At 33.9% G+C, this 2472-nt stretch carries 1 protein-coding gene; it reads left to right on the top strand.

The genetic code is table 11. The features are described 5' to 3' along the window. The first annotated feature begins 1896 nt into the window (after nucleotides 1–1896). Nucleotides 1897–2208 (top strand): YmaF family protein, encoded by a 312-nt coding sequence (locus AWH49_RS17835; RefSeq protein ID WP_063966822.1) that lies wholly within the window; start codon nucleotides 1897–1899, stop codon nucleotides 2206–2208. Nucleotides 2209–2472 lie beyond the last annotated feature (264 nt).

Raw genomic sequence — 2472 nt, 5'->3', positions numbered from 1 at the left:
CAGGACGCCGCCAGGCAACGAGAAGAACAGCGACAGCTGTTCTTTTTTGTTTGTCCATTAAAATAGTTATTTGTTTTATGCAAAAAGAACAGAATTTTATCCTCCTGTCATAGCAATAGCCCCGCCTACGCTGAATGCTTTGATGGCAACCTTTGCTGTCCACCCAATATCATTATAAAAGAAAGCGCTTTCAAATTTGAAGGTTATTGTACACTAAATTCGACATATAGCCTTATAAAAATAGTTCTGCTCGCTAAATTTTGTCAGTTTGTGAACTACCTATCGCTTATCATTTATCGGTTGCTTGAAGTGTGAGATTCTAGAAAGTAATTGCTATGGTGCGACAGTATCAAACCCGAAAATCAAAGAAAGCGCTCATGAAGAGTATGATCTGACTCCGTCCTCCCTTGACAGGTGGATTCAGATTCAAAAGGAGTACTTTTACATAAATAAACCGATTCTCTTTTTTTATGATTGAGAATCGGTTGGTGGGTCACTTTGATAATGTTGGTTAGTTAAAATCATTTATATCCGTCCTACCCTTTTATTCATTTTTGTAAGATTCGTGTTTTCTAAAGCCATTTTTATTTTTTTTCAAAGATTGTGCCGTTTTCCCATGCTTTTGTAAGTTCTTTACCGTATATTTTCATAGCATTTGTGACAGATGTAATAACTTTACTCATGTACATAATCTCCTTTCTATTCGTGGATCTGTTTTGTCATTTCGTATTTCTTAAAATACGCCTTTACTTTTTCTTTTTGTCAATAACTGAGCCATTTTCCCACGCTTTTGTCATTTCTTTTCCATACAATTTCATAGCTTTTGTAATGGTTGTCACAACGTTATTCATGTAAGTAATCCCCTTCCTAATTGGTATGTCTTTATTATCGTCCCTTTATGTCCTTTTTACAAAGTCAATGAAAACGTAAACATAGCCAATGAAAACGATAACATGGGTAATGAAAACGAAATCATCTCTATTTTTCTTAGTTTTTCATTATTTATCTCTTTATTTCTTAGTTTTTCATTTTTTATCTAATTAATTTCAAGCTGTTGTGATTGATTTCTATGGGGAGAAAGATGAAGAAAAGTAATATGTAAAAAAGGATGAGTGAGCAAACAAGGTGCTACAACCTTAGAGCGAAGGGCATCGTACATAAAAGTCCTCTTTATTTATAAGCATATGGACAATCCTACAATCAAATCTAGCATTTTTTCATATTTTAATAAGAGTAAGACAGTAAAAATGAAAGGGGGAATATTACTTGGGACACCCTCACCGAAAAGATAAATGTAAAAAGAAGAACGACCATCATCGAAAAGATAAATGCAAAAAGAAGAACGATCATCATCGAAAAGATAAATGCAAAAAGAAGAACGATCATCACCGAAAAGATAAATGTAAAAAGAAGAACAATCATCATCGAAAAGATAAATGTAAAAAAAGATAAGTGTAAAAGGCCTTTAAAAGAACCTATCGAGCTTTTTTCATAACGGTAGCAAATACAACATAAAAGCAATTATGTTGTATTCAAAGCCCGATATTCTATAATAACGGACACTAATGGTACAGCCGCGACAATAATGAGTTTACCAGCGTAGATTGAACCAAGTGCCTTAATTACTCCTCCAAATAAAAATTACAGCACCGTTTTTAAACACCTCCTTAGAGGGGTGTTTTTTATGTTTAATTTGGTTTATGAAATAAATGGCATTATGTTGCACTTCCCCGCTTAGATTTGAGGAGGAGAGTTGTTTTTAACATACATTGGATTAATTCTAAATAGTATGTATCGTAACCTTTAATAAAAAGGAGGGGTTTGTTTATGAGTTCAAAATCACATCACAACAAAGATAAAAGGAAGAGTGATTGTAAACATAGGCAGGAGCAAGAAATGCAAGAACAGACACATGTGCATGAATTTGTAGCCAGCACTAAGTTAGCTGAAGAAGGGGACGATAGACATAATCATCGTTTTGCGGGGGTTACAGGTGAAGTGATCCCTAAGGGGGGTAGTCATGTACATGTACTATTCACTAATACCGATTTTTTGGATCATCATCATGAGGTCGGAATAGAAACAGGTCCTGCTATTCCTGTGGGCAATGGCAAACATGTACATTTTGTCAAAGGTAGAACTACACGAGATGATGAGCATGTCCATAAGCTTGAATTTGCTACATTAATCCAAAAACCTCTTGTGTAAATTGTAAATAAATGAAATGATTAGGTAAGATAAATAATGTTCTATCCCTAACATATGTAAATGAATCAATGAAAGTCCAATGTAACATAAAGTAAATTATATTGTATTGAAAACGCCCCGGATTTTAAAGATCCGGGGCGTTTTTTTATTGTTCATACTTTGACTTATGTTAATTCTTCTTGAATGCAGCCAGAGGAGTTTTTTATAACGTTTCTTAATAGAACTCCCATGAAAATTAAAATCTCCGATTTAGAGAAAAAGGCA

The sequence above is a fragment of the Domibacillus aminovorans genome, from assembly GCF_001643235.1.
GTDB classification, from domain to species: Bacteria; Bacillota; Bacilli; order Bacillales; family Domibacillaceae; genus Domibacillus; species Domibacillus aminovorans.
The sequence above is the reverse complement of the archived record's forward strand: the minus strand, read 5'-3'. Positions and strand labels throughout refer to the sequence as shown.

Coding starts and splice junctions, on each gene's coding strand:
- AWH49_RS17835 (WP_063966822.1), top strand. CDS start 1,897: ATGCAAGAACAGACACATGTGCATGAATTTGTAGCCAGCACTAAGTTA.